A 24728-nucleotide genomic window follows, 5' to 3' on the forward strand; every position below is an offset into this window, starting at 1 on the left:
AGCCCCAAACACTAAACAGCATTCGGAGCTAAAAGATTTACAGACTTAAAATCTGTATATCGCTGAAGTTTTTAAGGCATTTAAAATGAAGCACGTTTTTATCATCTAACAGATAATCGGTTATTTCCTTATCATTTACAATAATCTTTTTCACCTGAGATTTTAATCCCATTACCTGGCAGGCATAAAACTCATAATTCGGTGTATAAAGTCCTTCTATTCGTTGATGTACCTTTAACCCGAGCGCATCTGTTTTTACCGTAAATTTTTTCTCCAGGTAAATGTCCTGCTCAAATGCAAAGGTATCGCCATGATCTTCATACATGTACGAATTTACTTCGTAATCGCTACTGTAAATATTAAGTGCAACCTCGGTAATTGCTTTTTCATCAACATATTGCATTACCGGATATTCCGGAATAACGGAGCCTGCTCTCACAAAAATTGGCATACTATCAATTTTTGCTTCTATTTCATATTCATTTCCACCTTCTAATACCTCATTTGTCCAGAAGTTATACCAGGTTCCTTTCGGAAGATAAACTTTTCTTGAAATTGCCCCCTGCTCAAGAACAGGGCAGATTAGCAATTTATCGCCATAGCAGAATTCATCCTGACGGAAACTGTTGCTGATATTTTCCTGCTCGAGCATGACCAACGGCCTTAAGATCGGGAAACCGTAACGGTGGTGTTCCCAGAAAACGGAATACAGATAAGGCATCAGGCGATATCTTAATTCAATAAATTTGCGGTTAATATCTTCAAAAAATTCTCCAAAACTCCAGGGTTCACGCTCGGCAGTATCACCGGCGGAGTGTGCACGCATAAAAGGAGAGAAAGTGCCCAGCTGAATCCAGCGGGTGAATAATTCACCATCTGGTTCGCCACTAAATCCGCCAATATCTGTTCCGCAGAAAGGCACGCCAGAAACAGACAAACGTTGGCACTGAATGTTTCCTATTTTAAGGTGTTCCCAGGTGGCGATATTATCACCAGTCCAAACGCTCGCATAACGCTGCATTCCAGAATAACCGGCTCTGGTAATGGTGAAGGGGCGTTTATTGCGCATCAGTTTTTTTAACCCCTCGTAAGTTGAGCGAACCATTTGCATGCCGTAAACATTGTGTGCTTTACGGTGAGACCCACGGTAACCGTCATAATTATGGCGAACATCATTCGGGAAAGTGCCCGAACCAAAAACAGCTGGTTCGTTCATGTCGTTCCAGAAGCCTGCAACGCCCATATCTACCAGTTCTTCATATAATTTACCCCACCACTTTCTTACTTTTGGATTCGTGAAATCCGGGAACTGGCATCTGCCCGGCCACACATGGCCTTCCATAAAGTAATCATCACTTCTTCTACAGAAGTATTTATTGTCTTTTCCTTCTTTAAATACCCAATAATCATCGTCCACTTTAATTCCCGGGTCGATCATTACCACGGTTTTAAAACCGTCAGCAGCAAGCTCTTTGATCATTCTGCGTGGATCCGGGAAATATTTTTTATTCCAGGTAAAGCAACGGTAACCATCCATGTAATCGATATCGAGATAGATGGCATCACAAGGTATTTTACGATCTCTGAATTGCTTCGCAATTTCTTTTACTTTGCTTTCCGGATAATAACTCCAGCGGCATTGCTGATAACCCAGCGTCCACTTTGGGGGCATAGGGTGTGTTCCTGTAAGGCTCGCATATCGTTTTACCACATCCATAATGTGCGGACCATGGATATAATAATATTGTAGTTCGCCACCATCTGCCCAGAAACTGGTTTTATTTACATCTTCGCCACCGAAATCGAAATAAGATTTAAAGGTATTATCAAAGAAAATACCGTAGGCAGCCTGATTGTGTAATCCGATATAAAACGGAATAGTTCTATAAAGGGGGTCCTGATTCCAGCCAAAAGAATAAGCATCGGTATTCCAGTTTTCGAAACGACGACCACGAAGGTTGAAGTTTCCGGATTTATCGCCTAACCCAAAGAAATTTTCTTCCGGATGGCATTTTTTTGTTGCATAAATATAGTAGCCACCAAAATCTACATTCTCTTCCCAATGCATAGAATTGGCTTCATCTACCATTACTAAATTGGTAATGTTATCAGAAAAGGATATATGAAAGTTTTCTTTTTCAATTTTACAGGTAACTGAATGTGTGGATATAGTATAGTGATCTTCATGCTCCTGCATTTTAAAAACAGAAACCTTTTGATCTACCTCCGGTACAGCATAAGAAAAGTCATCCAGAAAAACGCCATGTGGTGCAAGCCGAACCCTGATAATATCATCGCTCACTACCCTGACTTCTACCCGCGCATCTCCGTCTGAGAAATAAAAACGGTTTCCTTCTTTTTTTACCTTCTTTACGGCACCCAGATATTGCTTAACAATTGGCTTAACCGATATATCTACTGGATTATTTAAATGCTGTATTTCCTGCTCCTTATCGATCAGGTCATTTACCTCATTTGGCGTATCGTTTTGCTCTTCCATCCTTTACTTATTCAAAATTTATTTGTTTTTACTCTTAAACTTGGGATGTGCTTAAGAAAGTACTATTATACAAATATTTTAGAGAAGGCCCGTAGTAAATCATAAAAAAGGTAAGCACCTTTTTTTACACATAAAGATGCTTTATTGTTTAAAAGCGCAAGCATGGCTGATGAAAATAACCGGTCCAGAAGCAATTTCTGAATACAAATTCATGTTTTTTAGTTCGAAAAATTCTGCTCATAAAAAAGCGTGCCTATTTGGATTAGACACGCTTAATTTATTCTTCGCAAGGCAGGCAATCAACCTATTAAAAAGTTTGTTTAACTATTTAAGCTCCATTATATATACCTTTCCTTCTGCTGAGTTTGATTGCACATTAATTACATATTTTTTGCCCTCGTTTTTAAAGGCATATACGGCAAAAGGCTCATCATCACCTAAACCATAAGTTCTTTTTTTGCCATTATAAAGGTTTTCCTTTAATTTATTTTTGTCGCCCTCATTTGATGGGAAAGGACCTTCATAAATCAGTAATGCACCCAATTTTTCAACCCAACCATCAAAAGTATCATCAAATAAAAGCTTATTAAACGGCTTACCATTTTGCTCCTGAAAAGACAGTAGCCCAAGTTTACCTTTTGTAGTGTAAATCCCGGTTCCGGTGTAATTATTGAGTTTTGCATAGTCAATTAACTCTGAAACTCCATCTTTTGCATCAATAGCGGCTAATTCACCTGTTGGCACAAAAAACGGAAACGCACCTATATTTTTAAGTTCCGGCACCTTTGCCCACACAATCGTATCTGCCGCTACTGCAGGATTGTGTTCTACAGATCGTTCGCCAGAAGCCATACTGGTATCTTGCTCACTTTCAGCGTTATCATTTTTCTGCTTACTATTACATGCGGCCAATGCCAAACAGATGGCTAAAACGGTCAATACTTTTTTCATTTTGCTTAGTTACCGGTTAATTGAGTTGGATAGAATTACAAACTACAGTCAAAAATAATGCTTTGATTTCAAAATCCAAAGGACATAAAAAACCCTCAATGCTTTTCAAAGGCAGTGAGGGTTATCACAACCGAATAGGTGTACTATGGGTTGAAAGAATACGCGATATAATAAATTGCGCCGGCAGCCGGATTACCATACGAGGTAATGTAATATTTGTTCATCACATTGGATCCGCCTAGTTTAATAGATGATTTTACAGAAGGGATTTGCAGGCTCACCTGCGCATCTAATGAACTGTATGCCGGAACATCTCCAGAGGCAAATGACGAGTTCCAATAGAATTTATCCTGCCAGCGATAGTTTACATTGAAGCCAAAATTTTTAATAATTTCCCTGTTGCCCAAACCCAAATTAAATCGAATTTTTGGCGTATTGAAGTCATTAATATAATTTACAGGCAAATCGCCGATCTGATTGTAAGAAAGATTTCCGCTCATGGTCCATTTATTTATCAAATAATCAAGTCCTAAAGCTGCGCCATAAGAAGTTACTTCTCCTGTTGCATTAACCGGAATACCAAATTTAACAAAAGTTGGACTGGCAGGCGTACCTACATTCTGATAAACATCAACGGCGGTGATAAAATCTTTATAAATATTGTAATAACCATAAGCATCAATCAATAGGTTAGGCATGATCAAACCTTTATATCCCAATTCATAAGACTGAACACTTTCCGGGCGAACACCTCTGCTATCTAAGGTGTATTGTTGTAATAATGCAGGATTTGGTGTGCCGGTAGCTGCTGATGCGAGGAAGGCACGATAACTTACATCGGTGAATGGCCTGTTGGTATCTAGTTTATATTTGCCAAAAATGATTTCAGGCAAACCACCAATTAAACGTTGAGATCCGCCGCCAACGGAAAGATCTATATATTGATTTTGAGTAGTTGGATTACGATAACCTGTTTGGTAAGATGCCCTGATATTATTGTTCTTCGCCACCGTAAAAACTCCGGTAATCCTTGGTGTAAAACGCCCCTCAAAGTTCTGGCTTTTATCATATCTCCCTGCAAAAGTAATTTTAACTTTATCGTTAAACAGTTTCTTGCCTATTTGGGCGAATGCACCATACTCATCAATATCAATCGATTCATATAAATCATTAAAGATTGTTCCGGCAGAATTAAGATCATATAAACGATAGGAGGCACCCACCTGAAACTCTACCACATTATTAAAGGCATTGGTAAAATTGTACATTCCTTCGTAGTGATAAAGGTTAGATTTATCGTCAAATTTCGCCCCATAAACACTTTTTGTCGGATCCTGTGCATTGATAGCTGTCGAACTAATGGTGTTATTTAAAATTGCATTTTTGGCGTTCTCAAATTGAGGTGTACCTGGAATTAAACGGCCCTGATTGGCTACGCCCCTCGCCAGTACATGTGCTGCGGCATCCGTTTGTCCAGCTGCCCTTGCTCCTACATAATTACCAATATACTGCGGAAACCAGGTGGTTGATGGCTTTGAAACTTCATTAATATAACTTCCCAGGATGGACGAAATATAGGAATCACCAGAACGCTCCTGCGTGGTATAGCCTTTTAAGTAAAAATCCTGACCTTTTAATTCTACCTTGTATTGGCCGATGTTAAAGTTCCGCAGCGAATAGCGATCCGATCCCGTATAAACTGAAGTACCTGTTCCCCAATTGGCTTGTGCTACAGCCTGAATGGTGTTGGTAAAATTATAATAAACTGCTCCTGATGCTTTGAGTGATTTAGTATTGTAATCTACCAGGCTTTCTTCGTTGTAGCCCGTTCTGGATACATTTTGGTCTGGGATCAGGTTTGCTTTTAAACCTACATAAAAAGGAAGATAATTTTGCACAGCGGGCCGCAATGCAGCAGGCAATCCGGCTAAAAATCCAGCTTGTTGTACAGTATTTGGAATTGCGGCTCCAAAAGCACCATCCATTAAGGCCTTAATATTCGGAATGGCACCACCTGAGCCTGCATTTATACCTGCAATAGTTGCATTTTGAACACTCAGGGCCACGTTGCGCATATTCTGACTAACCTCATCGCCATAAGAATTGATGCCATCATAATTAGTGTCACTGTTTCGATCGCCACTTTTTGCCGTTCTGGAGTTACGATCGAAATTAGAAAAATTGTTTCCTATCCAGTCTTTGGCCTGTAAAAAGGAGAATGCTGCTTTTACCCCAAATTTATTATTCCATGATTTAGCTACCCGAACATCGAGCTGATTAAACTGCTGCACACTGCTATTATCATCGTTAACATGATTAATACCAGTTTTAAATTGAAAACTCGGACCCTGATATTTAAAAGGGTCTTTGGAGGTCATTAATAATGTTCCGTTAATACCACCGGCGCCGTATAATGCAGAAGATGCACCAGGTAAAAGCTCAACATTATCTATATCCAATTCTGTGATGCCTACAATGTTACCTACAGAAAAGTTCAGCCCTGGTGCCTGATTATCCATACCATCGATATATTGATTAAAGCGGGTGTTTCCGTTGGAGTTGAAACCGCGTGTATTGATCGATTTGAAAGTTAAACTTTGCATGCTGCTTTCCACCCCTTTCATATTGTTTAACGCATCGTAAAAAGACGGTGCGGCAATATCTCTGATGGATGCGGCACTCATTCGCTCAATGGAAACCGGAGATTCCAAAATACGTTCTGGCGTTCTGGATGCAGAAACTACCACATCACCCCCTAAAACGACCACCGTTTCGAGTTCCAGAATTATCCCGGAGGTATTAGATGTAATTTGTTGTTCTACCGAACCATAGCCCACATAAGATGCAACTAATGTGAAGGGTAGCTTTGCGGTAGTAGAAAAACTAAATGAACCATTAGCGGCAGAGGCAGTTCCGCCTGATTGTCCTTTAATGATAAGGCTTACTCCAGCCAGTCCCTCTTTTGATTGCCTGTCTTTAACGGTTCCACTTACCGTAATGCTTTGTGCCTGTACCGCTGAATGAATGGCGCATACAAATAATAACACATAGAAGACCTGTGTATAAATTCTGCTCATAAACGATTATTAATTTGGTTGTTTGTATTATTAGTTACCTAAACTTAAACTCTTTTTTCGAATAAAACAAATTATGTATGCATAATAATTCAGTATTGGATTTATAATTTTGATTGACATTCAGTTTGTTGTATTTTGCAATCATTATAAATCATCAGTTACTTTAACAGCGTAATTCTGAGATTTCTGCTAACCATGATGAACAAATTAAAAGCGCTATTCTGCATTATTATACCGATAGGCCTGGCTTTCCTTTTCAATACTAAAATTGGAAGTGCTCCGCCGGTTCTTAAATTTTTAAATCCATTTATAGGTTTTTGGCAAAATGCCGAAAATAACCACTTCATGTTTAACCATAAAGTGAAAATTAAGGGAGCAATTGATAATATTGAAATTGTTTTCGACGACCGGATGATCCCCCATATTTTTGCTCAGAATGATCACGATCTTTATTTGGCACAAGGCTATGTCACTGCCATGCATCGCCTTTGGCAAATGGATTTTCAAACACGTTTTGCAGCGGGTAGAATCAGCGAAGTAGTGGTTTCAGAACCTGCACGGGAAAGTGATCGCTATCAGCGGAGAATGGGCATGGTTTACGGCGCAGAAAAATCGTTGAAAGGCATGATGATCGATCCGAAATCAAAAGAAATGATTCTGGCTTATACCGAAGGTATTAATGCCTATATTAAAACATTATCCCATTCCAACTATCCCATTGAATACAAAATACTGGATTTTAAGCCAGAAAACTGGACACCGTTAAAATGCGCTTTGTTATTGAAACAAATGTCGGCTGTTTTGGCCATGGGTTCTGACGAATTTTACATGACCAACATCTTAAAAAAGTTTGGCCCTGAAATTACCAAAGATTTGTTTCCAGATTATCCATATAGAGAAGATCCGATTATCCCGGTTGGAACCAAATGGAATTTCTCACCACTGCCAGTTCCAAAAACGCCGGAAAGCTTTACCGCATCTCAAACCGGAGCCGTTCGGACAAAAGAAAAAGTAGAAGGTATAGGGAGCAATAACTGGGCATTATCAGGAAGCAAAACAGCATCTGGATTTCCGATTCTGGCCAACGATCCTCATTTAGAGTTAAGCCTGCCATCCATCTGGTATCAGATTCAGCTCCATGCGCCAGGCGTAAATACCTATGGAGTTTCCCTTCCTGGCGCACCGGGAATTATTATTGGCTTTAACCAAAAAATTGCCTGGGGCGTAACCAATGTTGCTGCCGATGTACTTGATTTTTACCAGGTGAAATTTAAGGATAGTTCGCACAATGAATACTGGTATAACAATAAATGGAATAAAACCACTAAACGCATTGAGGTTATTAAAATCCGCGGAAGTAAAGACTTGATCGATACCGTATATTACACACACCAGGGCCCGGTTGTTTATCTGCAAAAGCCCAACTTTGCAAAAGCCGGGAATGTGCCCGTAGGCGATGCACTCCGTTGGATTGCCCACGATGAATCCAATGAACTCATGACCTTTTACTACCTGAATCGTGGCAAAAACTATGATGACTATAGAAAAGCATTAACTCATTACACAGCTCCCGCCCAAAATTTTGTGTTTGCGAGTGTAGATAATGATATCGCAATTACCCCAAATGGCAAGTTTCCACTGAAATGGAAAAACCAGGGAAAATTTATTTTAGATGGAACAGACCCCGCATACGACTGGCAAGGCTGGATTCCGGCGGCTCAAAATCCTACGGTAAAGAATCCACCAAGAGGTTTTGTAAGTTCTGCAAACCAATCTTCCACTGATCAAACTTACCCTTATTACCTGAATTGGGAGTTTACGTCCTACGAAAGAGGGAAGAGAATCAATGATCGCCTCGGCGCCATGAATAAGGCAACGATGGATAGCATCAGACTCATGCAGACTGACAATTATAGCATTCTGGCTCAGAATCTGCTTCCGGCTGTCATTCCGATGCTGAATGCTGATCATTTAAATGCTACCCAAAAAGAAGCTTTGAGTTATTTAAGTAAATGGAACAAACGTTATGATGCCCAGGAAATCGGAGCAAGTGTTTTTGAAATCTGGACGAAGCGCCTGGCTTTTGATATCTGGGATGATGAGTTTATGGTAAAAGGCGTTCCGATGCGCTACCCATCGAGAGATCGTACGGTTGAAATGATTTTGAAAGAACCAACAGCAAAATGGTATGACAATATCAATACCAGCCAGAAAGAGACACTTTCAGATTTAGTTAATGAAGCTTTTAAATATAGCTGCGACAGTTTGGAACGTAGATTCGGACCCATTAACAAAGATTGGCGGTGGTCTAACGTGAAACAAACCAATGTTCCGCATTTGGCGAAAATACCTGGTTTTGGCTCGAAGGTATTGCAGATTGGAGGTGCAAAAAGTACCATCAATGCGATTAGTGAAACGAACGGACCTTCGTGGCGAATGGTGATTGAACTCGGCAAAAACCCAAAAGGCCATGGGGTTTATCCTGGTGGCCAATCCGGAAACCCTGGAAGTAAATTTTATGATAACATGATCGATACCTGGGCGAGTGGCCAGCTTTACGACTTGTTTTATATGCAAACGCCAGATGATGAATCTGGTAAAATTATCTCTCGTTTAAAAATTTCTAAATAATTAAAATGGTTTTCATCGTCATCGCTATAATCTGTTTCTTCCTTCAAATGATTGCGCCCTGGTGGGTAATCATTGTAGTAGCTTTTGCTACCTGCGGCATTATTGGCAAAACAGGTAAAATTGCCTTCTGGCAATCTTTCTTTGCAATCTTCTTATTGTGGATTGGCTACTCCTTATTTAAAAGTTTACCAAATGATAACCTGCTCGCTGGTCGCGTTGCGGTAATGACGGGCGTAAAACTCTGGTGGATTTTATTGCTGGTTACCGGATTAATCAGTGGCCTGGTTGCCGGAATTAGTGGCTATTGCGGTTACCAGTTTAGAATGGCAATGCTTGCGAAAAAAACTGACGATAAAATAGCATAAGGCTTCGTACTTTTGGGGCGTGAATTTAATATCAAAAAATATCTTTTCAATCGCTGATGAAAAGGCATTTCAGGCGCAGGCTTTAGCTACTTTTAAACATCAGGCAGCGCACTGCCAGGTTTATAAGGAATATATCCATCATTTGAAAATCGATGTAAACCAGGTATTTAATATTCAACAGATTCCTTTCCTTCCTATTGGTTTTTTTAAAACCCATTCGGTATTAAGTAGCCAGGAGCCAATTGAAATCACTTTTAGCAGTTCCGGTACAACAGGAATGGTTCAAAGCAGTCATCATGTAACTGATGTTGGCCTGTACGAACAGAGTTATCTGCGTGCTTTCGAACAGTTTTATGGTCGGGTATCAGATTACTGTTTTCTTGCTTTACTTCCCTCCTACCAACAGCGGTCTGGCTCTTCTTTAATTTATATGGTTAACGATTTGATTGAGAAAAGTGGCCATCCGCAAAGCGGATATTTTTTGTATAACCATAATGATCTTTTACAAACCTTAACCGACCTTAAAAAGAGGCAACAGCCAACCGTTTTAATCGGCGTTACTTATGCCTTGCTCGATTTTATCGAAAACTTCGATCTCAATTTTCCAGGGCTTATTGTAATGGAAACAGGCGGAATGAAAGGAAAGCGGAAGGAAATGGTTCGCGAAGAGCTTCATGAACAACTTACCAGGGGGTTTGGAGTGCCAGCTATCCACAGCGAATACGGCATGACAGAGTTGCTTTCTCAGGCTTATTCTTTGGGAGAAGGGATTTTCAAATGCCCGGGCTGGATGAAGATATTGATTCGCGATACCAATGATCCGTTAACACTGATCCCTCAAGGGAAAACCGGAGGAATTAACGTAATAGACCTTGCGAACATCAACTCGTGTGCGTTCATTGCTACTCAGGATCTTGGCAGGATAAATACGGAGGGTAATTTCGAGGTCTTGGGAAGGTTTGACAACGCAGATATCAGGGGATGTAATTTGCTTGTGCAATAAATACCATTAAAAGATCACAAAAATTATTGGGCATTTAAGCTTTTCAGGCAGGAAATAATTAAGTATTTAAGGCCGGTTATTCTTTCCAGTCAAGCACCAAATAAAATTTACCAAAACAATTCTCTGCTAAAAACGATTATTTAAGACAAAACTTAAACTATGAAAAATTTCTTTTTAGCAGCATTAACGGTTACCGGTTTATTTGTAGCCTCATGCAACGGAAAACAGGCAGATCAGGAAAATGCAGATAGCACTTATAAATATTCAGATACCAATAAAATAGATTCGGCATCACTAGACACCACAAAATCAAAACTTTATGCAGATTCAACTACTAATGCTCCGGCTGATGCCAAACATTAGAAAATCACAGTAAAGAAGCCATTAGTTGATTATTATGATTAAAAATAAAAGGCCAAATAGTAATTGAGCCTTTTATTTTTTAATATGATCTATTCTGCAATTAACAGGAAGTAGTTTTTCTTTCCTTTTTGTACCACGATGAACTTATCGTTTATTAAATGATCGCTGTTGAAAATTTGGCTCATATCTGCTACTTTTTCTTTATTTACAGATACACCCCCACCCTGAATGGTTTTCTTTGCTTCTCCTTTTGATGGAAAAATAGCCGACTTTTCTGCCAGCAGGCTTGCAGCATCAATGCCGGCATTTAACTCTGCTGCAGCGATCTGATACTGTGGAATTCCTTCAAAAATATCCAAAACCTGATCTGCTGTCAAACCACTTAAAAATGCCAATGATCCGTTTCCGAATAAAAATTCAGATGTTTTAATAGCCGTTTCCAAGGCCTCTGCAGCGTGTGTTTTAATGGTAATATCTTCAGCTAAAGCTTTTTGCAAAATGCGCAAGTGAGGTGCAGCGTTGTGCTCTGCTTCTAATGCTTCAATTTCCTGCTGCGTTTTTAGCGTAAAAATACGGATCCATTTTTTCACATCATCATCTGATGCATTTAACCAAAACTGGTAGAATTTAAATGGCGATGTTTTCGCCGGATCTAACCACACCGCTCCACTTTCTGTTTTACCGAATTTGGTTCCGTCTGCTTTTTTAATTAACTGTGTAGTAATCGCATAAGCAGTTCCGGCATCTTTTCTTCTGATGAGTTCGGTACCAGTTACAATATTCCCCCATTGATCTGATCCACCCATTTGAACCAGGCAGTTTTCATTTTTCCATAAATGATAAAAATCGTATCCCTGAATTAACTGGTAGCAAAACTCAGTAAATGACAAGCCAGAATCACCTTCCAAACGTCTTTTTACGCTATCTTTTGCCATCATGTAGTTGACTGTGATGTGTTTCCCAACATCTCTGATGAAAGTGAAAAGATTCATATCTTTAAACCAATCAGCATTATTCACCATCACCGCACCATTCCCACCCTCTTCAAATTTCAGGAATTTGGAAAGTTGCGCTTTCATCCCTTTCAGGTTATGCTCAATCATTTCAGGCGTTTGGAGGTTCCGTTCATCTGATTTACCAGAAGGATCACCAACCATACCAGTAGCACCGCCTACCAGGGCAAAAGGTTTATGCCCTGCATTTTGGAAATGAATTAATGTCATGATTTGTGTGAGGTGACCAACATGAAGTGAATCAGCCGTAGGATCAAAACCGATATAACCGGAAGTCATGCCTTCATTTAACTTTTCTTCAGTATTCGGCATAATATCATGCAGCATGCCGCGCCACCTTAACTCTTCAACAAAATTCGTCATTGTATAAGCAATTTAATTCTCGTGCGTGCAAAGATAAAATTTTCACTTACTTTAATGCAAATTAGTTGGTGCGGCAAACCAGCTTTTGAAATCAGTTTTCGCAGCATTAAAATCCGCATGGCCAATCAGGCAGTTCAATGCCGCATCGCTTCGAATCGACTGATTTGGTATCCCTGAATTATTTAACCAGTTATCACACATTTTTTTCAGGAGTGATAGCTCCTCCTCTTCAACCGCATCCATGTCTATGGCGTTTAAAGCAGCATATTCTTCCTTAGTAATTCCCGCAGGTAAATCCCAGTGTTTACCGCTTGGCCCATTCACTAATATTGGCCGGAGAACAGGATTCATTCTGATAAAATCTATTGGTTTCGCTGGCATGGCAGGGTTCAAAATCATATAAGCCACAAAAGCAGCTGTATCTGGCGGATCGTTCAAAATGCTGGTACTCATTTTTTGAATATCCCTGATCAGCCCTGGCTCTTCATACTTTGCTTTAAGTTCGGTGTATTTAACCGGACTATCTTCATCATATTGCAGTTGTGAAACCGAACCTGTACCAATGGATAAAACCTGAATCGGCCCAATGTGATACTGATCGCGATTGCAAAGCACTTCGGTAACTGCAGCAAGCACCGGATTATTGTTCCCGGTTACGCCGCCATCCCAGTAGTATTTCATTTTATTATTCACCTTAAACATGGCGGGCTCATTAAAATAATTTACGGGTGCAGTACTTGATGCATGAATGGCATCAACCAGAGTAAGCTTCTCTCCGGCTTCTCCCGCTTTCGCATTCGAACCATTCAGTTTCTGCGCTATGCCAGCAGTAGATGCAAGACTGTTAACATCCGACCGGAACATCTCCGCCCGATTTCTGTAATAGTCATAACCAATGATCAGGAATTGAGTTTTCACTTTGCCATTAACTGCAACATGCGATGGCACTTTTGTTAAATCTATTGCAGCGATGCCAGGCAAAATTTCTTTTAATGCGGCATGCTTTCTTTTAGTGGCATATTTTGCACCAATTTTAAAAATTCTGGCGATGCTGGAAAGTAAACTTTTTTCCCAGAAACCCAGTTTCGAAAATACTTTGCTTCTTATTTTCTCATCATCAAAAATCTTTTCTATTTCAGATAAACGAAGATTTTCAGCCAGCGCAGCAGCAACTAAACTGCCTCCGCTATTGGCCGCAACCAAATCAAAGTAACTTAACACCTCATGCCCGGAAGCATCGGGATTGTTAAAGGTTTCGGCGAAGAGTTTTCGCAGACACTTTACTTGCGTAAGGGCCCAGGTACCGCCGCCATCTAATGCGAGGATTCGATAAGGTTTAAGAGTTTGCATCATCTTTATGGTAATTCTGTAGTACAACAAATTACAAAATAATAAGATTTTAATGATACCTTTTCTGCCAGATATTTTGCATAACTGAAGAAAACATTACCTTGCAACATGAACTTTCTATCCCATTATTATTTTGATAAATTAACACAGGATGCCAATGTGGTAATGGGAACTGTTTTGCCCGATCTGATTAAAAATGCATCTAAAGAAGCTAATCTATATCCTCAGAAAAATGAATTTCTTTTTAAAGGCAATCCTGATGAGGAAAATTTGCTTAAAGGCTGGAAAAGACACCTGGCAGTTGACTTATATTTCCATTCTTCAGTTTTCTTTTTAGAGAAAACGGCGGTATTAAAGGAGCTGATTAAACCAGTAGTTATTAATACACCGGTTCGGCCGTCATTTTTGGCGCATATTGGCTTAGAATTGTTATTAGATCATTTGCTGATTGAACATAACCTGATTCAGGTTAATCATTTTTATGATAAGTTAATTGCGGTAGACCGCAATTCATTAGCTGATTTTCTGGAGCATTGCGGCCTTAAAAACCAGGCTGTTTTTAACAAATTCCTTGAAAGTTTTATCAGTAGCAAATATTTACTGAGCTACCAAAAACTGGAAAACATCAGTTATGCTTTAAACAGAATCTGCATGCGCCTTTGGCCCGAAACTTTAAATGAGCTGCAGTTACAAGAACTAACCTTTCAATTGGGAATTTTTAAACCGATTTTGGAAGAAGACTTTATGAAGATTTTTGATGAAATTGAAATCAAGCTCATTTAAATAATTATATATTTTCTTTACCAACCTTGTAATTTGAAAGTTTAACTTTCAAATTACAAGGTTTAATAGTATATTTATTGCAATTTGAAAGCAAAGGTTTCAAATTGAAAGGTTATGATTGAAAGGTTAATAAAGCAAAAAATAATTAAAGGTTTAAAAAGTGTTCCTATTGTTGCGCTTTTAGGGCCAAGGCAAGTGGGCAAAACAACACTCGCATTTCAAATCTCTGGTGAATTTTCAGACAAGAAAACAAGCTATTTAGATCTGGAATTGGATACTGATATCAATAAACTTCAGGATTCTGAAAGCTATCTTAAAAGATTTGAAAATGTAATTCTGATTATTGATGAAGTTCAGCGGAAGCCAGATCTATTCCCCAACTTACGGGGAATTGTAGACCTTAGGAGGCGGGCAGGTGAGCAAGCTGGTCATTTTCTCCTTTTAGGTTCAGCATCGAGAGACCTGCTGCAACTTTCATCTGAAACATTAGCCGGAAGAATCAGGTATATTGAACTTACACCTTTTAATGCACTGGAAATCTACAATGATGATCCGCTGAGCTTTAGTGTAGAAAAACTCTGGTTCAGGGGTGGGTTTCCCGGAAGTTTTCTCGCCATAGATGCCGAGGAAAGCTGGGAATGGCTAAACGACTTTATCTCAACATATGTGGAACGCGATATTCCGTTAATGGGACCAAACATCCCGGCCAACCGGTTAAAAAGATTTTGGTCTATGTTGGCGCATTTTAACGGACAGCAGGTAATTTATACCGATTTAGCCAAAAGCCTGGAAGTAAGCCACCCAACGGTTAAACTATACCTGGATGTATTAACCGACTTTTACATGGTGAGGCAATTGCAGCCATGGGCAGGGAATACAAAAAAAAGATTAGTTAAATCTCCAAAAATCTATATTCGAGATACCGGTATTCTTCATAAGTTACTCAACATCTCTAGTCTGGACGATTTATTAGGGCACCCTGCATTAGGATCGAGTTGGGAAGGCTTTGTGGTAGAAAACATCATCAGCCAATTATCAAGTAAATGGCAGTACAGCTATTATAGATCGGCTACACAAACCGAGATCGATCTTGTTTTGGAAGGTCCAAATCATAAAATCTGGGCAATTGAGGTGAAAAGATCTGCCTCACCGAAAATTACAAAAGGCTTTCATATTGCCTGTGCAGATATTGGTGCAACAGAAAAATTTGTTGTTTATTCCGGCACGGAAAGATACCCGCTTCCAAACCATACGGAAGCCATTGGCCTGATTGAGTTTCTCCAGCTATTAAGCAAAAACACCGAGCAGGACCCGGCTTAGCTGTGTAACTAACTTATTGTATCAATAACCAGTATAGCAACCGCTGCCCGAATCTATACCTGTAGATAAGATCATTCATTCTTGCCAGGTTTTTGTTCTTCAAAGCATAAAAGCGAGTTAACCTTTTTTTATCTTTGTGCTATGTCGCTGTTTAGAATTAAAGAGGAAATGGATGCGCTGGTTGCCGAACTTAACCAGCACAATTACAATTATTACGTGTTGGCCATGCCAACGATTGGTGATTTTGAATTCGACAAGAAATTAAAGCACTTAACAGAACTCGAGTTGGCAAATCCAAATTTTGCTGATCCGAATTCCCCTACGCAACGTGTTGGAGGCGATATTACCAAGAATTTCATTACCGTTCAGCATAAATATCCCATGCTCTCGCTGGGCAATACTTACAATGAGGAAGATCTCCGAGACTTCGACGAACGCATTCGCAAAGCCATAGGCGATAACTTTGAATACGTTTGTGAGTTAAAGTTCGATGGTTTATCGATGAGTTTAACTTATGAAAATGGAAAGTTGGTTAGGGCAGTAACCCGTGGTGATGGCACCAAAGGTGATGATGTAACTAATAATGTGAAAACGATCCACACGATCCCTCATCAAATAAAAACCGATCAGGCACCAGAACATTTTGAAATCCGTGGAGAAATCTTCATGCATAAAGCTGCTTTTCTACGTTTAAATGCTGCGCGTGAAGAACTTGGCGAAATCCCTTATGCAAACCCACGGAACTTTGCTTCGGGAACCATCAAAATGCAGGACAGTAGAGAAGTAGCTAAACGTCCGCTGGATGGATTTATTTATTTTCTTTATACCGATAAAAATGAATTTAAAAATCACTGGGATAGTCTGGAAGCTGTAAAGAATTGGGGTTTTCATGTTTGTGAACACAACCGTTTGGTATCGAATATTGATGAGGTGCTCGCATTTATTCATCACTGGGAAAACGAACGCTTTAAATTAAGTTACGATATTGACGGAATTGTAATCAAGGTAAACAGCTATGCGCAGCAGCAGGAATTGGGCTTTACCGCTAAATCTCCACGCTGGGCAATCTCTTACAAATACAAAGCGGCTGAGGTAGAAACTATTCTGGATAAGGTAACCTATCAGGTTGGCCGAACAGGCGCAGTAACACCTGTTGCAAACCTCAAACCGGTGCTACTGGCGGGCACAACAGTAAAGAGAGCTACCTTACACAATGCCAACGAAATTGAAAGACTGGATTTGCACGAAGGTGATGCTGTTTTTGTAGAAAAGGGTGGCGAAATTATTCCCAAAATTATCAGGGTAAACCTGGAGAAACGTTTACCGGGTGCTAAAAAAGTGCATTATTTGCATAACTGCCCGGAGTGTGGAACAGAGTTGATTAGAAAAGAAGGCGAAGCCGTTCACTACTGTACAAACGATGAGGGCTGCCCGCCGCAGATTGTGGGAAAAATACAACATTTCATTTCCCGCAAAGCGATGAATATTGATGGCCTGGGCGATGAAACCATTGAAACCTTTTATAAACATGGTTTGGTAAATCACATCAGTGATTTATATACCTTATATCAAAAAGCGGATCAGTTAAAAGACCTTGACCGCTTTGGCGAACGTTCTATCGAAAACATGCTGATGGGGATTGAAAAATCGAAAGAAATGCCTTTCGAAAAAGTTCTTTTCGGTTTAGGCATCCGCTATGTGGGCGAAACTGTAGCAAAGAAATTAGCAGCCGGAGTAAAAAATATAGACAACCTGTCTACAGCTACTGTGGAAGAACTGATTGCCATTGATGAGATTGGACAACGGATTGCAGAGAGTATTGTTGAGTACTTCGCAAAAAAAGAGCATTTGGCTCAAATAGAATTATTAAAATTGGCAAAATTGCACTTCGAAATTGAAGAAAAGCTAATTGAGCTGGCAAGTGATAAACTTATTGGAAAAACATTCGTAATTTCGGGCGTTTTTGAAAACTATAATCGCGATGAACTCAAAGATATAATTGAGGCCAACGGGGGTAAAATATTGAGTGGAATATCTGGCAAGCTAAACTACCTGGTTGCCGGCGATAACATGGGGCCATCCAAACTGGAAAAGGCAACCAAATTAAAGGTTCCCATCATCACCGATGAAATGCTTTTGGAAATGATAAAATAAAATGAATGAGTGTTTGAATGAGTGAATGATAGAATGTAGGCTACATTCTATCATTCACTCATGCAAAATTCAATAATTACATATATAATGAACAAATTTCAGGGTACTGGTGTAGCATTGGTTACACCTTTTAATGCAGATGGATCTGTTGATTATAACGGTTTAAAAAACCTGATTAATCATTTGATCGACGGAGGGATAGACTACCTCGTTTCTTTAGGTACAACAGGCGAAACCGCTACAATGACCAAGGAAGAGAAGAAGAAGGTGTGGGCTTATACTGCTGAAATTAACAACAATAGATTACCTTTAGTTGCCGGAATTGGTGGCAATAATACGCTTGCCGTTGCAGAAGACATTAAAGCTTTTGATGCGACGGGCTATAGTGCTATTTTATCTGTAAGTCCTTATTATAACAAACCTACACAAGAGGGCATTTATCAGCATTACAAGTATCTGGCAGAAGTTTCTCCCCTAGACCTTATCCTTTATAATGTGCCGGGACGTACCATGAGCAACATGACCCCGGAAACAACTTGCAGACTGGCAAATGATTTTAAAAACATCATTGCTACCAAAGAAGCTTCAGGAAGTTTTGATCAGTTTAACCAGATTATGAGAGATAAACCAGAAGACTTTTTATTAATTTCTGGTGATGATCCAATTACCTTACCAATGATTGCTTTAGGCGCATCTGGAATTATATCCGTTGTTGCCAATGCTTTACCAAAACAATTCTCTGATATGGTAAGACAATGTTTAGCCAACGATTTCAAAGGTGCTGTTCCTGCTCACCTGAGCCTGGTTGAGTTTACGCGTTTGGCTTTTGCCGAAGGAAATCCGGCTGGTATTAAAGCAGCATTAAAACATTTAGGTGTTTGTGGTGATACCGTTAGGTTACCATTAATTAAAGCTTCTTCTGCATTAGAACATTCTATCATTAATGAAATTGAAAAGCTGGTGCAAGTGGCATAATCAATAATATACACATGTTTTAAACAGCGCATGTATTAAATAAGAAACAGGTTATTTCTTTTGCATTATTAAGCAATAGAGTTAACCTGTTTTTTTATGCGTATTTAAAATATTACAAGTCCTATTTTACTGCAAATTAATCACTTATACAGCCATTCTTTTATAAACGATCCTTTATAGAAATATTCCCATTAAGAATACTATGCAGGCATAGAATTTGATCGTGCCTGCATACACACAAATTAAACACACACATGAAAAAATTACTATCAATTGCCCTTCTGGCGGTATGTGCCAGTGGCTGCGCCGTATTTTCTCCAAACAGACATCAGGTGCCAGATCCTGTAGTAGGAATGAACATCGAAGATTTTAAATTAGCCTATCCCCGTGCCAGCTTAGTTTACCTGGCGCGCGACACAAGCAGTTATGAAGTGTCTAAAGCTGCAAATGATGTATTTACTGATTCTGATTTCTATCATTTTGCAGGAAACAAGCTTTTTAAGTTTGAAAAGAAAACTCATTACTTTAATAAGTCTACAGTTACCATTGAGACACCGAAAGAGCAAAAAAATTAACATCTAATAATTTTACTTATTAAAGTGCCTATTATTTATCAGGTAAATAAAAAGGGCCACTTCAAAATGAATTGAAGGGGCCCTTTTACAAATATTTAAACGTAGTCTAATCTTTATTCTTTGCTTCCTGTACTTCCAAACGGATGGCCTGGGCTAAGTTTTTTAAATCCTGCATGCCTTTACGCACACGGGTTCCGGCAGCGCTGTTGCCTTTTGTATAAAACTTATCCGCGTCAGCTTCTAAAGCTGCAACTAAATTTTTCACTTCTTCAAATTTTTTCATTTCTTAGTACTCCTATAATTTTAAAGGTTTGATTTTTAATTACCTAACTCTAATTTAAACGGTTTAGTGCACAAACAAAAATATAAATTAAGAAAAATCGCAACAAAATGCTGCATCTATCTGCCTCAAGGTACTTTTTACATGTGAATTTAAAAAAACATGCCATTGGGTGTTCAAAAATGCAACATCCCGCCTTATGTAACCTTTTTGTGGAGGATTAGATCAGGGCATTTTTTCCTTAAAAAATACTATACCCAAGATATTAAAAAGCCCTGACTAATGTAAAAGAAATCGATTTAGCTTACGGGATATTACTTATGAATAAGCGTTTCTGCAGACTTTAACACGCTCCATAAATAGAATGATAATACGATAGTGCTTGTTTCTTATTGAACCACGAAATGTTAAATCAAAAAAAAGCCAATCATGAAAATGATTGGCCTTAATTATTTGAATTTGCTATCTATGCGATAGCAAACTGATTCTCTTTGTAATAACCGTTTTGCAGCTTTTCATAAACCTCACTAAAGGCATCTAATGTACGTTGAACATCTTCCAGCGTATGTACTGCTGTCGGAATTAAACGCAATTCAATCATTCCTTTTGGAATTACCGGATAAACCACAATTGAACAGAAAATACTATAGTTTTGACGTAAATCGAAAGTGATTGCGGTTGCATCAGTTAGCTCTCCTTTTAAGAAAACTGGTGTTACAACAGAATTGGTTACACCTAAATCAAAACCTCTTTCACGTAAGCCTTTTTGTAAAGTAGTTGCAATTTCCCACAATTTATCCTTTAACTCTGGTTGATTTTTTAATAATTCTAAACGTTTAATCAAACCTTTCACCATTGGCATTGGCAATGCTTTAGCAAAAGTCTGCGAACGCATGTTGTATCTTAAGAAATTGGTAATCTCTTCTGTAGAAGCTACGAATGCACCGATACCAGCCATTGATTTTGCAAAAGTTCCGAAGTAAACATCGATACCTTCAATACAATCTTGCGCTTCGTGAGTGCCTGCACCAGTTTTACCCATAGTTCCAAAACCATGAGCATCATCAACCAGGATACGGAATTCAAAGTCGTTCTTAAGATCAACAATTTCCTTTAATTTCCCTTGTGCCCCACTCATTCCGAAAACACCTTCCGTAATTAAAAGGATACCACCTCCAGATTCTTTAGTCAGCTTGGTCGCACGCTCCAGTTGTTTACGGGCACTATCGATATCATTGTGTTGATACACAAATCTTTTACCCATATGCAAGCGCAAACCATCGATAATACAAGCGTGTGATTCTGCATCATAAACAATTACATCGTTTCTATCAACTAAAGTATCAATAATCGATACCATCCCCTGATAGCCATAATTTAATAAAAATGCATCCGGTTTTCCTACAAACTCAGCAAGTTCCTGCTCCAATTGTTCGTGATACTTAGAGTTGCCACTCATCATTCTGGCGCCCATTGGGTAAGCCATACCGAATTCTGCTGCTGCTTCTGCATCTGCCTTTCTAACTTCTGGATGATTTGCTAAACCTAAATAGTTATTTAAGCTCCAAACCAAATGCTCTTTTCCTTTAAATTGCATGTGCGGTGCAATTTCTCCCTCTAATTTTGGAAATGAGAAATACCCATGAGACCATTTCTGGTGTTGACCAAGTGGCCCCATGTGCTTTGCTATTTTATCAAATATATCCAATGTATTGTGTTTTTTATTATACTGAAATTGTTGCGAATTTACGATTTATTCGGCTTAAAATCAACAGTATTAGTCCTTTGCTTGTCAATTAACTTTATTTAATCAGCCAGGAAGTAAGATTTATAAAGGTGCAATACTTTTAACGGGTAGCCATGATGTTAAAAAAGCCCCCGATTTTAAAATCGGGGGCTCTAAAACTATATTTGGTTTGACTTAGTCAACGTTATCATGTAAAAAAGAATTGTTCGGTCTGATCTCCGTACCACCATCCTGATCGTTACTTAATGTAAAACGACTTACCTGTGATTCTGAAGAGTGCTGAACTTGTTGTAACTGCATCTGTTTACGTTTATAAGCAGGCTCATTTTCTAATTCCTGAAGGCCATTGGTTGTACGCAGTTTCATACTCAAATCTTTCAGGCGTAAAATACGCTCCTTAGATTTTTTCAACTGCTCTTCCATAGACTCATCGCTTTTGTCGTCATCCAAACCTACCACCGGGGTTTCTGGTTCTGGAATTGCTTCCGCAACAGGTGTTTCGAAAACGTAATTTGGTTCAGCTAACTTCACCTCAAATTCAAATCCGGTTTCTTTCGGTTCTTCTACCTGAGGTTCTTCCTCAATTAGTGTATGGCGAACGATATGAGTTTCTGGCTCCTGAAGGCGTTGATGCTCTGGTTTATTGAACATCCCGCCGAAAAGATCTGCCTGAGAAACCTCTTCTTTAGCTTTTAAAACCGGCTCATAAGACGGATCAACTTTAGGCTGAATAAAAGAGTTTACCGGCTCAATCGCACGAACCAATGGTGCCTCTTCCGGCGTCAATAGTGAGATTTTCTTTTTATTTTTTTCTTCATGAACACGTTCTTCAGAAGTCTGGAAACCTGTAGCAATAATAGTTACCGATAGTTTATCTTCCAAAGATTCGTCTGTACAGTTACCCCAGATTAAATCTGCAGATAAACCTGCTTTATCCTGAATGTAATCCGTAATGATAGAAACCTCATCCATGGTTACTTCACGAAGACCAGAGCTGATGTTTAATAAAATATAACGGGCTCCTTCAATTTCATTGTCTTTTAATAACGGAGAGGCTAAAGCACCCTCAACAGCTTCCAATGCACGATCTTCCCCATCAGCGGAATGACTCCCCATGATGGCTACACCGCTATCTTTCATTACCGTACGCACATCTTTAAAATCCACGTTGATATATCCCGGAACGGTAATAATCTCTGCGATACCTTTTGCAGCGGTGGTTAAGATATCATCGGCCTGACCAAATGCAGAACCTAATGTTAAGTTTCCGAAGATCTCACGTAACCTGTCATTTGAGATCACCAGGTAAGAATCTACATATTTCTTAAGTTCTTCCATTCCCTCATCAGCCTGCAGGCGACGCCTTTTACCTTCAAAAGAAAATGGAGTGGTGATAATGGCAACGGTTAAGATATCGAGTTCTTTTGCAGCTTTAGCGATAATAGGAGACGCACCTGTACCAGTACCACCACCCATTCCTGCTGTAATGAAAAGCATTTTGGTTGTGCTACCTAACATAGCCTTAATATCATCTATATTTTCTATCGCCGAGTTTTTACCAACCTCAGGAATAGAACCAGCTCCCATTCCTTCGGTTAAACTAGCGCCTAATTGTACCTTGTTAGGTATAGGACTAGATTCCAAAGCCTGGGCATCTGTATTACAAATAATAAAATCCACACCAGTAATACCCGACAGGTACATATGGTTTACTGCGTTGCCGCCACCGCCTCCAACACCAATTACCTTGATAATTGAAGACTTATCTTTTAACATTTCGAACTGCATATCTTTATGAATCAGTTGTTTAAAAATTTTTAAATCTGTTCATTACTCAATGTAATATTAACACTTTTTCAACATACGTTTTCCACAATTGTTAAGAATGTGGAAAACTCTCTTTTTGTTGAAAAGTTTTAGCTTTTCAAGTAATCTTCATCGCTCACATTCATATCATCCTGAATGAAAGTCTTTGTTTTTGCTAATAATTTATCAAACAAACCTGGTCCGCGTTTCTCTTTCTCTTTGATGGTTTTTGGTTTTTCTACAAAGACACCTGGTTGTTTCATTTCTTCAATCAGCTCTTCTGCCTTTTGAATTCCTTTTATTAACAAGCCAACACTGGTTGCATACATGGGGCTTTTAAGATCATCATAAATGGTTTTAGGCATATCTTCATATTTAGATAAATGCTCATTCGGATAACCAATTCTGCAATCCAAACCAGTTACATATTCTACTGCCTGAGATAAGTGCTTAAGCAAAGCACCACCACCGGTTATAACGATACCACCGATTAATTTTTTCTCGTAGCCCGAAGATTTGATTTCATAGTAAACGTGCTCGATTATTTCTTCCATCCTGGCCTGAATAACGTAAGCAAGGTTTTTAACAGAAATTTCTTTCGGTTCGCGACCACGTAAACCTGGTACGCAAATGATTTCGTTTTCTTTGTTCTCCTCAGCAAGTGCAGAACCGAAACGTGTTTTCAATAACTCAGCTTGATTACGCATAACAGAGCAGCCCTCTCTGATATCTTCAGTAACACTATTTCCACCAAATGGAATTACAGCCGTATGGCGGATAATGCCTTCATGGAAAATTGCAATATCAGTTGTACCACCACCAATATCTACCAATGCAATACCCGCTTCTTTCTCTTCCTCGCTCAACACCGATTCTGAAGACGCCAATGGCTCAAGAATCAGATCCTGAGTTTGTAACCCTGCATTGTTTACACATTTAATAATATTTTTCACTGCCGTAACCTGACCAGAAATGATGTGGAAGTTGGCTTCAAGGCGCACACCAGCCATACCAATCGGATCTTTAATTCCCGGCTCGTTATCAATGGTAAATTCTTGTGGCAATACATGGATAATTTCTTCTCCTGGAGGCATTACCAGTTTAAACATATCATCTATCAGCTTATCGATATCTTTTTTACCAATTTCGTTGTTTAATTCTCTTCTGGTTAAAATTCCTCTATGTTGCAAGCTCTTAATATGCTGACCTGCAATTCCCACATTTACCACCTGTATTTCTACATTGGATTGTCCGCTGGCAACCTCAACTGCCTGCACAATGCCCTGCACCGTTTTTTGAATGTTAGAAACTACGCCACGTGTCACCCCCGCCGATTCTGCCTTGCCTATTCCTAAGATTTCTATCTTACCGTGCTGTGTCCTGCGACCAACGATAACACATATTTTTGTAGTACCGATATCCAATCCTACTACAATGGGCGACTGACTGGTAAATTTTGCCTTGTCCATATT

18 protein-coding genes are annotated in these 24728 nt (G+C 39.2%); 9 read left to right on the top strand and 9 right to left on the bottom strand.

Going from position 1 to position 24728, the window contains the following annotated elements; translation table 11 throughout:
- Positions 1–37 precede the first annotated feature (37 nt).
- The 3 genes from GJU39_RS05630 to GJU39_RS05640 form a co-directional block, all read right to left on the bottom strand.
- Positions 38–2500, bottom strand: coding sequence for a glycoside hydrolase family 31 protein (locus tag GJU39_RS05630; protein WP_154279725.1), 2463 nt, complete (start codon positions 2498–2500; stop codon positions 38–40).
- A gap of 324 nt (positions 2501–2824) precedes the next feature.
- Positions 2825–3451, bottom strand: coding sequence for a hypothetical protein (locus tag GJU39_RS05635; RefSeq protein WP_154279726.1), 627 nt, complete (start codon positions 3449–3451; stop codon positions 2825–2827).
- A 143-nt stretch (positions 3452–3594) separates the two neighbouring features.
- A complete protein-coding gene (locus GJU39_RS05640) occupies positions 3595–6528 on the bottom strand; it encodes a TonB-dependent receptor (protein ID WP_154279727.1) in 2934 nt (977 codons plus the stop codon).
- 195 nt (positions 6529–6723) lie between these two features.
- On the opposite strand from GJU39_RS05640, the gene GJU39_RS05645 reads away from it, so the two are divergent.
- The 4 genes from GJU39_RS05645 (at position 6724) to GJU39_RS05660 (ending at position 10890) form a co-directional block, all read left to right on the top strand.
- Entirely contained in the window at positions 6724–9159 is a 2436-nt protein-coding gene (locus GJU39_RS05645) for a penicillin acylase family protein (RefSeq protein ID WP_245227695.1), read from the top strand.
- A gap of 5 nt (positions 9160–9164) precedes the next feature.
- A complete protein-coding gene (locus GJU39_RS05650) occupies positions 9165–9524 on the top strand; it encodes a hypothetical protein (RefSeq protein WP_154279728.1) in 360 nt (119 codons plus the stop codon).
- A 19-nt stretch (positions 9525–9543) separates the two neighbouring features.
- Positions 9544–10527, top strand: coding sequence for a LuxE/PaaK family acyltransferase (locus tag GJU39_RS05655; protein ID WP_342448180.1), 984 nt, complete (start codon positions 9544–9546; stop codon positions 10525–10527).
- Positions 10528–10686: 159 nt separating this feature from the next.
- Positions 10687–10890, top strand: coding sequence for a hypothetical protein (locus tag GJU39_RS05660; protein ID WP_154279729.1), 204 nt, complete (start codon positions 10687–10689; stop codon positions 10888–10890).
- Positions 10891–10979: 89 nt separating this feature from the next.
- Here GJU39_RS05660 and tyrS read toward each other — a convergent pair whose 3' ends face one another.
- Both tyrS and GJU39_RS05670 read right to left on the bottom strand, forming a co-directional pair.
- A complete protein-coding gene (gene tyrS, locus GJU39_RS05665; protein WP_154279730.1) occupies positions 10980–12266 on the bottom strand; it encodes a tyrosine--tRNA ligase in 1287 nt (428 codons plus the stop codon).
- A gap of 51 nt (positions 12267–12317) precedes the next feature.
- The gene (locus GJU39_RS05670) at positions 12318–13619 is read right to left on the bottom strand and encodes a patatin-like phospholipase family protein (RefSeq protein ID WP_154279731.1); all 1302 of its coding nucleotides are present in this window, start codon (positions 13617–13619) and stop codon (positions 12318–12320) included.
- 105 nt (positions 13620–13724) lie between these two features.
- Between GJU39_RS05670 and GJU39_RS05675 the strand changes: the two genes are divergently transcribed.
- The 5 genes from GJU39_RS05675 (at position 13725) to GJU39_RS05695 (ending at position 19423) form a co-directional block, all read left to right on the top strand.
- The gene (locus GJU39_RS05675; protein ID WP_154279732.1) at positions 13725–14399 is read left to right on the top strand and encodes an ACP phosphodiesterase; all 675 of its coding nucleotides are present in this window, start codon (positions 13725–13727) and stop codon (positions 14397–14399) included.
- 114 nt (positions 14400–14513) lie between these two features.
- Positions 14514–15719, top strand: coding sequence for an ATP-binding protein (locus GJU39_RS05680; protein ID WP_154279733.1), 1206 nt, complete (start codon positions 14514–14516; stop codon positions 15717–15719).
- Between the two features lie 141 nt (positions 15720–15860).
- On the top strand, positions 15861–17873 hold the full coding sequence (ligA, locus tag GJU39_RS05685; protein ID WP_154279734.1) for an NAD-dependent DNA ligase LigA: 2013 nt from the start codon (positions 15861–15863) through the stop codon (positions 17871–17873).
- Positions 17874–17960: 87 nt separating this feature from the next.
- Positions 17961–18848 carry a 4-hydroxy-tetrahydrodipicolinate synthase gene (gene dapA / locus GJU39_RS05690; protein WP_154279735.1) on the top strand — a complete coding sequence of 296 codons (888 nt, stop codon included), beginning with the start codon at positions 17961–17963 and terminating at the stop codon, positions 18846–18848.
- Between the two features lie 254 nt (positions 18849–19102).
- Positions 19103–19423: a hypothetical protein gene (locus GJU39_RS05695; RefSeq protein ID WP_154279736.1), complete on the top strand. Its 321-nt coding sequence runs from the start codon at positions 19103–19105 to the stop codon at positions 19421–19423.
- 106 nt (positions 19424–19529) lie between these two features.
- Here GJU39_RS05695 and GJU39_RS05700 read toward each other — a convergent pair whose 3' ends face one another.
- The 4 genes from GJU39_RS05700 to ftsA all read right to left on the bottom strand — a co-directional run bounded on the left by GJU39_RS05700 (position 19530) and on the right by ftsA (position 24725).
- On the bottom strand, positions 19530–19706 hold the full coding sequence (locus GJU39_RS05700) for a histone H1 (RefSeq protein WP_154279737.1): 177 nt from the start codon (positions 19704–19706) through the stop codon (positions 19530–19532).
- Positions 19707–20169: 463 nt separating this feature from the next.
- On the bottom strand, positions 20170–21411 hold the full coding sequence (locus GJU39_RS05705) for an aminotransferase class I/II-fold pyridoxal phosphate-dependent enzyme (RefSeq protein WP_154279738.1): 1242 nt from the start codon (positions 21409–21411) through the stop codon (positions 20170–20172).
- 213 nt (positions 21412–21624) lie between these two features.
- Positions 21625–23238 (bottom strand): cell division protein FtsZ, encoded by a 1614-nt coding sequence (gene ftsZ, locus GJU39_RS05710; protein WP_154279739.1) that lies wholly within the window; start codon positions 23236–23238, stop codon positions 21625–21627.
- Positions 23239–23366: 128 nt separating this feature from the next.
- Positions 23367–24725 (bottom strand): cell division protein FtsA, encoded by a 1359-nt coding sequence (gene ftsA, locus GJU39_RS05715; RefSeq protein ID WP_154279740.1) that lies wholly within the window; start codon positions 24723–24725, stop codon positions 23367–23369.
- Between the last annotated feature and the right edge of the window lie 3 nt (positions 24726–24728).

The sequence above is a fragment of the Pedobacter petrophilus genome (genome assembly GCF_009674725.1).
In the GTDB taxonomy this organism is placed as follows: Bacteria; Bacteroidota; Bacteroidia; order Sphingobacteriales; family Sphingobacteriaceae; genus Pedobacter; species Pedobacter petrophilus.

Bases quoted from the DNA above. Each gene is read 5' to 3' on its own strand.
- GJU39_RS05630 (WP_154279725.1), bottom strand. From the start codon at position 2,500: ATGGAAGAGCAAAACGATACGCCAAATGAGGTAAATGACCTGATCGAT.
- GJU39_RS05635 (WP_154279726.1), bottom strand. From the start codon at position 3,451: ATGAAAAAAGTATTGACCGTTTTAGCCATCTGTTTGGCATTGGCCGCA.
- GJU39_RS05640 (WP_154279727.1), bottom strand. From the start codon at position 6,528: ATGAGCAGAATTTATACACAGGTCTTCTATGTGTTATTATTTGTATGC.
- GJU39_RS05645 (WP_245227695.1), top strand. From the start codon at position 6,724: ATGATGAACAAATTAAAAGCGCTATTCTGCATTATTATACCGATAGGC.
- GJU39_RS05650 (WP_154279728.1), top strand. From the start codon at position 9,165: ATGGTTTTCATCGTCATCGCTATAATCTGTTTCTTCCTTCAAATGATT.
- GJU39_RS05660 (WP_154279729.1), top strand. From the start codon at position 10,687: ATGAAAAATTTCTTTTTAGCAGCATTAACGGTTACCGGTTTATTTGTA.
- tyrS (WP_154279730.1), bottom strand. From the start codon at position 12,266: ATGACGAATTTTGTTGAAGAGTTAAGGTGGCGCGGCATGCTGCATGAT.
- GJU39_RS05670 (WP_154279731.1), bottom strand. From the start codon at position 13,619: ATGATGCAAACTCTTAAACCTTATCGAATCCTCGCATTAGATGGCGGC.
- GJU39_RS05675 (WP_154279732.1), top strand. From the start codon at position 13,725: ATGAACTTTCTATCCCATTATTATTTTGATAAATTAACACAGGATGCC.
- GJU39_RS05680 (WP_154279733.1), top strand. From the start codon at position 14,514: ATGATTGAAAGGTTAATAAAGCAAAAAATAATTAAAGGTTTAAAAAGT.
- ligA (WP_154279734.1), top strand. From the start codon at position 15,861: ATGTCGCTGTTTAGAATTAAAGAGGAAATGGATGCGCTGGTTGCCGAA.
- dapA (WP_154279735.1), top strand. From the start codon at position 17,961: ATGAACAAATTTCAGGGTACTGGTGTAGCATTGGTTACACCTTTTAAT.
- GJU39_RS05695 (WP_154279736.1), top strand. From the start codon at position 19,103: ATGAAAAAATTACTATCAATTGCCCTTCTGGCGGTATGTGCCAGTGGC.
- GJU39_RS05700 (WP_154279737.1), bottom strand. From the start codon at position 19,706: ATGAAAAAATTTGAAGAAGTGAAAAATTTAGTTGCAGCTTTAGAAGCT.
- ftsZ (WP_154279739.1), bottom strand. From the start codon at position 23,238: ATGCAGTTCGAAATGTTAAAAGATAAGTCTTCAATTATCAAGGTAATT.
- ftsA (WP_154279740.1), bottom strand. From the start codon at position 24,725: ATGGACAAGGCAAAATTTACCAGTCAGTCGCCCATTGTAGTAGGATTG.